The organism is Teichococcus aerophilus (genome assembly GCF_014490485.1).
Taxonomy (GTDB): domain Bacteria; phylum Pseudomonadota; class Alphaproteobacteria; order Acetobacterales; family Acetobacteraceae; genus Pseudoroseomonas; species Pseudoroseomonas aerophila.
The window spans coordinates 84263-90262 of the sequence record NZ_JACTVA010000017.1; the positions used below are offsets into that span (position 1 = coordinate 84263).

Consider the following 6000-nt stretch of genomic DNA (forward strand, 5'->3'; position numbering starts at 1 on the left):
CTCTGCCCGGAACACGGACCAAGGCCCGGAAATCTGCATCCGGCGGCGCCTCTCCCTGCGACATTGCAGAATGAATGCTGGCTGAAGCACAACGCCATCATGAACGGCCGCTACTGGCAGCGGATCTAGCAAGGTTCGCCGTCAACCGCGGGGAGCGCTTCGCTCGGGGCGGAATACTGGCGACAGAGTTTGCCTTGCTCGGCTGAGACCCGTCGGTTCCGGGGTCTGGTCAAGGAACACCCGTGGGCCGATCCACCGAGCGCGTCACACGCAGCCTGAACCTCACGATATCAGCCCCGCACCATGAAGCGGCGAGCTGTGTCCACGGTACTGCCCGGTGACCTTCCGGTTCCTGCGGAAGCCCCACCCGGAGCGTAGATTCCAGCCCTCTTTGTCCGCAGTGGCCGAAAGCGGGGGAGGGGCATAGGGCTGGCCCACCGCAGCGCCCGGCCTGGCGCCGGTGTTGGCGGGCGCTGGCCTGGCCTTCTTCCCGAGCGGTGGGGTGGAGACAGACCGCTTGACACCCCCACGGAGAACGTGAAGCATCCGGTAAACCGATTCACTAAAGCGATTCACCGATGCCCTCCCTCCGCGCCGCCAACAGCAATCCGAGCCCGCGCCCCGCGCGGGTGAAGGACGTTGCCGCGATGGCTGGGGTCTCGGTCACGGCGGTCTCCCGCTACCTGAACGCCGGGCTGACGCTGCCGCCGGCCACCGCCGAGCGGATCGATGCGGCGGTTCGCGATCTGGACTACCGGCCCAACCGGATGGCGCGCAGCCTGAGCCTCGGGCGCACGGACACGATCGGGCTGGTTGTGCCGGAAATCGCCAACCCGTTCTTTGCGCACCTCGCCGCCGCGGTGGAGGAAGCGGCGGACGCCGAGGGCATGGGCCTGCTGCTCTGCGCCACGCTGAACCGGCTTGACCGCGAGCTGGACTATCTGGACCGGTTGCGAAGCCATCAGGTGGATGGCCTGATTTTCCTGACCAACCACGGCGATGATGGCACGCTGGCCCGGCAGATCGACGCCACGCGTGGCATCGTGCTGATCGACGAGGACGTCGCCGGCACCAACGTACCGAAGCTGTTCTGCGACAACACGCAGGGCGGCCGGCTGGCTGGCGCGCATCTGCTGGAGGCCGGGCATCGCAGCCTCGGCTTCGTCGGTGGGCCGGAGACGCTGATGAGCAGCGGCGAGCGGCTGGACGGGCTACGGCAGGCCGTGGCGCTGCAAGCTGGCGCGACGCTGGCCTGGTGCTGCGCCGGCCCGCACACGCCGGAGCAGGGGCGCCGCGCCGCCGAGGCCTGGCTGGACCTGGAGCAACGGCCGACGGCGCTGTTCATCGGCAGCGGTGCGCTGCTGGCGGGCTTCCTGGACGCGGTGCGGGAGGCTGGGGTGTCGGTGCCCGCGGACCTCTCCCTGGTGGCCTTCGATGATGTCGGGCCGCTGCATCTGTTCAACCCGCCGATCACCGCCATCCGCCAGCCGGTCGCGGAATTCGGCCGGCAGGGGGTGGCGCTGCTCCGCGCCCGCCTGCGCGGCGAAGCCCCGGCCGACGCCGCCATCCGCCTGCCGGTGGAGCTGGTGGTGCGCCAATCCGTGGCGCCACCCCCGGCCCTCCGCCGCAAACGGCCGCCGCTCCCGATGCGGAGCAGCAGCCCAACCACACGGAAAACCCGCCAATGACACGAACAAAAGTCCTGCTGGTCGGCGAGAGCTGGGCAACCTCGGCCACCCACGTCAAGGGCTTCGACCAGTTCAACAGCGTCACCTTCCACCTGGGCGCCGAGCCGCTGGTGGCCGCGCTGCGCGACAGCCCCTACGAACTGACCTACATGCCGGCGCATGAGGCGGCACAGGGTCTACCCTTCACCATGGAGGGGCTGGATGCCTATGACGTCATCCTGCTCTCCGACATCGGCGCTAACACGCTGCTGCTACCAACGGAAGTCTGGCTGCAAGGCAAGCCGATGCCCAACCGGCTGAAGCTGCTGCGCGACTGGACGGCCAAGGGCGGCGGCCTGGCCATGATCGGCGGCTATTTCAGCTTCCAGGGCATCGACGGCAAGGCCCGCTGGCGCCGCACGGCGGTGGAGGAAGCGCTGCCGGTGGAGTGCCTGCCATATGACGACCGCATCGAGGTACCGGAGGGCTTCGTTCCCGAGATCGCTGAAGCCTTCAAGGACCATCCGATTTTCGCCGGGCTGGAAATGCCGATGCCGCTGCTGCTCGGCGCCAATGAGGTGGTGGTGAAGCCGGGGGGCGAGATGCTGGCGCGCCTGCCGGCCAGCGAGGGCGGGCATCCGCTGCTGGTCACCGGCACGCATGGCAAAGGCCGCACCCTGGCCTGGACCTCGGATATCGGCCCGCACTGGCTGCCGCAGCCCTTCGTCGATTGGGCGGGCTACGCGACGCTGTGGCGCAATGCGCTCGGCTGGTTGGCGGGGCGCGGCTGATGCCCGCCAACCCGGTCTTCCGCCCGCGCCCCAACGCCATCCAGGCTTTGTTTGGCCGCCGCAAGGCGGTGATCGGCGTCATTCACTCGCTCGCGCTGCCCGGCTCCCCTGGCTATGAGGGCATGCCGATGCAGGAGATCGTCGATTTCGCCGTGGCGGAAGCGACACGCTACCGCGATGGCGGCGTCGACGGGCTGATCGTCGAGAATCATGGCGACATTCCTTTCGCCAAGCCCGAGCATCTGGGGCCCGAGACCGCCGCTGCCATGGCGGTGATGACCGATGCGGTGCGCCGCGCCGCCGGCCTGACAGTCGGTGTCAACGTGCTGGCCAACGGCGCCATCCAGGCTCTGGCGGTCGCGAAGGCGGCAGGCGCAAGCTTCATCCGCGTCAATCAATGGGCCAACGCCTATGTGGCGAATGAGGGCTTCATGGAAGGCCCCGCCGCCGCTGCCACGCGCTACCGTGCTTGGCTGCAGGCGCGGGAGGTGAAGATCTTCGCCGACGTGCACGTCAAGCACGGTGCGCACGCCATCACCGCCGATCGCTCGATCCCCGAGCTGGCGCGCGATGTCGAGTTCTTCGATGCCGACGTCGCCATCGCCACCGGCCAGCGCACCGGCGATTCCGCGACGATGGAGGAGTTGTCGACCATCGCGGACGGAACCTCGCTGCCTGTCGCGGTGGGTTCCGGCGTCACGCCGGCCAATGTGGGCGACATCTTCACCGTGGCCGATGCCGTCATCGTCGCCAGCTACCTGAAGCAGGATGGCGTCTGGTGGAACCCGGTTGACCCCGACCGCCTCCGCACCTTCATGGCCGAAGCGGAGCGCGCGCGGGCATGAGGCGCCTCCTCGTCCTCGGCAATGCCGGCATCGACCTCGTCTGTCCGGTGCCGCACCTGCCGCGGGCGGGGGAGACGGTGGTCGCCCACGGGCAAAGCCGGGCGCCGGGTGGCAAGGGATTGAACCAGGCCGTGGTGGCGGCGCGGGCAGGGGCGGCGGTGACGTTCGTCGCGCCGGTCGGGCGCGATGCCGCCGCCGGGGAGTTGGCCGCCGCCCTGGCGGACGAACCGTTCCAGGCCTTGCACTGGCTGCCGCAGGCGGCGCCCACCGACCTCTCCTTGCTAATGGTGGCGCCGGATGGCGAGAACAGCATCCTTTCCCTCGGCGCCGCCGCGGACAGCCTGAGCACCGCCGAGGCCGAAGCCGCCGTGGCGGTGCTGGATTCTCAGGATATCCTGCTACTGCAAGGCAACTTGTCCGCCGCGGCCACGCTGGCGGCGGCCAGGGGCGCCGTTGACCGTGGCGCGCAGGTTTGCCTGAACACCGCGCCGCTGCGCTGGGATGTGGCGCCGTTGCTGCCGCTCTGCGCCGTCGTCATCGCCAATGCGGTGGAGGCCGAGGCCATCACCAGCCTCACCGGCCCTGCCGCCGCCGAGGCGTTACACCGGGCCGGCGCCGCCCTGGCGGTGGTGACGCTGGGGGCCGGCGGCTGCGTTACCGCCAGCGCCGGGGGCATGCAACATCATCCGGCCGTGCCCGCTGCAACCGTGGACACGACGGGCGCCGGCGATACGTTTTGCGGCGTCCTGGCGGCAGGGCTGCTGGCGGGGCTGCCCATGCCGGCCGCCATTGCCGCTGCCCAGCGCGCCGCCGCCATCACCGTTGGCCGCCCCGGCGCCTTCGCCGCGCTGCCCGATGCGGCAAGCCTGCGCGTGGACCCCGCCGCATGACCGGCGCCGTGCTGGAGATGGCAGGCTTCAACGTCGATCTCGGCCCCGCCGGGCGGCGCGTGCGCGTGGTGGACGATCTTTCGCTGACGCTGCATCCCGGCCGCATCACCTGCCTGGTGGGCGAGAGCGGCTCGGGCAAGAGCGTGACCGCCATGGCGCTGATGCGGCTGCTGCCCGCCGCGCAATGCGCTGTCTCCGCCCGTACCCTGCGCTTCGACGGTGCCGATATCGCCGGCCTCGACGAGCGTGGCATGGCGCGGCTGCGGGGTGACCGCATGGCGATGATTTTCCAGGAGCCGATGACCAGCCTGAACCCGGTCTTCACCATCGGCGACCAGGTGGGCGAGGCGCTGCGCGTGCATCGCGGCCTCTCGGCCAGGCAGGCCCGCGCCCGGGCGCTGGAGGTGCTGCGGCAGGTGCAGATCCCCGCCCCCGAGCGGCGTTTGGACGCCTATCCGCACGAGCTTTCCGGCGGCATGCGCCAGCGGGTGATGATTGCCATGGCGCTGGCCTGCGAGCCGGCGCTGCTGATCGCGGATGAGCCGACCACGGCGCTGGATGTCACCATCCAGGCGCAGATCCTCTCCCTGCTGGCGACGCTGCGGGAGCGGCATGGCACCGGCATCCTGTTCATCACCCACAATCTCGGCGTCGTTGCCGAGATCGCCGATGAGGTGGCTGTGATGTATGCCGGCCGCATCGTCGAGCGCGCCCCGGCGGCGACGCTCTTCGCCGATGCGCAGCACCCCTACACCCTGGCGCTGCTGGCGGCGATGCCGGCGCTTTCCGGCACGCAGGAGCGGCTGGAACCCATCCCCGGCCGCATGCCCGCGCCATCCGATCTGCTGCCTGGCTGCCGCTTCGCGCCCCGCTGCCCCTTCGCCGCTGCGCGCTGCGCCGAGGTGCCGCCGCTGCGCCCCATCGGCACTGGCCATGACGTCGCCTGCTGGCGCGCACCGGTGGAAGGGCTGGCATCATGACCGCCACCCTGTTGCGCGCCGAGGGGTTGCACCGGGCCTACCCGCTGGGTGGCGGCCGCACGCTGCGCGCGGTGGATGGCATCGACCTGGAACTGGCGCGGGGCGAGACGCTCGCCATCGTCGGCGAGAGCGGCTGCGGCAAGAGCACGCTGGGCCGCCTGCTGCTGCGGCTGGAGGAGGCCGATGCCGGCCGCATCCTGCTGGATGGCACCGACATGCGCGGCCTGCACGGCGATGCGCTGCGCGCCATGCGCCAGCGCGTGCAGGTGGTGTTCCAGGACCCCTATGGCTCGCTGAACCCGCGCGAGCGCATCCGCGACGTGCTGGTGCGCCCGATGCTGCTGCACAAGCTGTGCGACGCGCCGGAGGCCAACCGCCGTGCTGGCGCCTTGATGGAACGTGTCGGCCTCTCCCCGGCGCAGCTGGACCGGCTGCCGCATGAATTCAGCGGCGGGCAGCGGCAGCGCATCGCCATCGCCCGCGCATTGTCCGTGCGGCCGGACCTGATCATCTGCGACGAACCAGTCTCTGCACTGGATGTTTCCGTGCAGGCGCAGGTGGTCAACCTGTTGCAGGATCTGCAGCGGGAGAGCGGCGTGGCGCTGGTCTTCATCTCGCACGACTTGGCGGTGGTGCGGCACCTCGCCCACCATGTCGCCGTGATGTATGCGGGCCGGGTGGTCGAGGCCGCGCCGGTCGAGACCCTGTTCACCGATCCGCGCCACCCCTACACCCGCGCGCTGCTGGCCGCGGCGCCGCGCACCGATACCGGGCCGCGCGCCCACGCGCCGCTGGCGGGCGAGCCGCCCAACCCGGCTGCGCCGCCG

General features: G+C 70.7%; 6 protein-coding genes. All 6 read left to right on the forward strand.

Going from position 1 to position 6000, the window contains the following annotated elements; translation table 11 throughout:
• The first annotated feature begins 578 nt into the window (after nt 1–578).
• Entirely contained in the window at nt 579–1688 is a 1110-nt protein-coding gene (locus tag IBL26_RS11485; RefSeq protein ID WP_187784622.1) for a LacI family DNA-binding transcriptional regulator, read from the forward strand.
• Entirely contained in the window at nt 1685–2458 is a 774-nt protein-coding gene (locus IBL26_RS11490) for a glutamine amidotransferase (RefSeq protein ID WP_187784623.1), read from the forward strand. Before IBL26_RS11485 ends, IBL26_RS11490 begins: the two co-directional genes overlap by 4 nt.
• Nucleotides 2458–3303 carry a BtpA/SgcQ family protein gene (locus IBL26_RS11495; protein ID WP_187784624.1) on the forward strand — a complete coding sequence of 282 codons (846 nt, stop codon included), beginning with the start codon at nt 2458–2460 and terminating at the stop codon, nt 3301–3303. The genes IBL26_RS11490 and IBL26_RS11495 overlap by 1 nt, the downstream gene beginning before the upstream one ends.
• Nucleotides 3300–4193 (forward strand): PfkB family carbohydrate kinase, encoded by an 894-nt coding sequence (locus IBL26_RS11500; protein ID WP_187784625.1) that lies wholly within the window; start codon nt 3300–3302, stop codon nt 4191–4193. The genes IBL26_RS11495 and IBL26_RS11500 overlap by 4 nt, the downstream gene beginning before the upstream one ends.
• On the forward strand, nt 4190–5173 hold the full coding sequence (locus IBL26_RS11505; protein WP_187784626.1) for an ABC transporter ATP-binding protein: 984 nt from the start codon (nt 4190–4192) through the stop codon (nt 5171–5173). Before IBL26_RS11500 ends, IBL26_RS11505 begins: the two co-directional genes overlap by 4 nt.
• Nucleotides 5170–6000: oligopeptide/dipeptide ABC transporter ATP-binding protein (locus tag IBL26_RS11510; RefSeq protein WP_187784627.1), on the forward strand; the 831-nt coding region annotated here is incomplete at its 3' end. The genes IBL26_RS11505 and IBL26_RS11510, both read left to right, overlap by 4 nt.

Coding starts and splice junctions, on each gene's coding strand:
- IBL26_RS11485 (WP_187784622.1), top strand. CDS start 579: ATGCCCTCCCTCCGCGCCGCCAACAGCAATCCGAGCCCGCGCCCCGCG.
- IBL26_RS11490 (WP_187784623.1), top strand. CDS start 1,685: ATGACACGAACAAAAGTCCTGCTGGTCGGCGAGAGCTGGGCAACCTCG.
- IBL26_RS11495 (WP_187784624.1), top strand. CDS start 2,458: ATGCCCGCCAACCCGGTCTTCCGCCCGCGCCCCAACGCCATCCAGGCT.
- IBL26_RS11500 (WP_187784625.1), top strand. CDS start 3,300: ATGAGGCGCCTCCTCGTCCTCGGCAATGCCGGCATCGACCTCGTCTGT.
- IBL26_RS11505 (WP_187784626.1), top strand. CDS start 4,190: ATGACCGGCGCCGTGCTGGAGATGGCAGGCTTCAACGTCGATCTCGGC.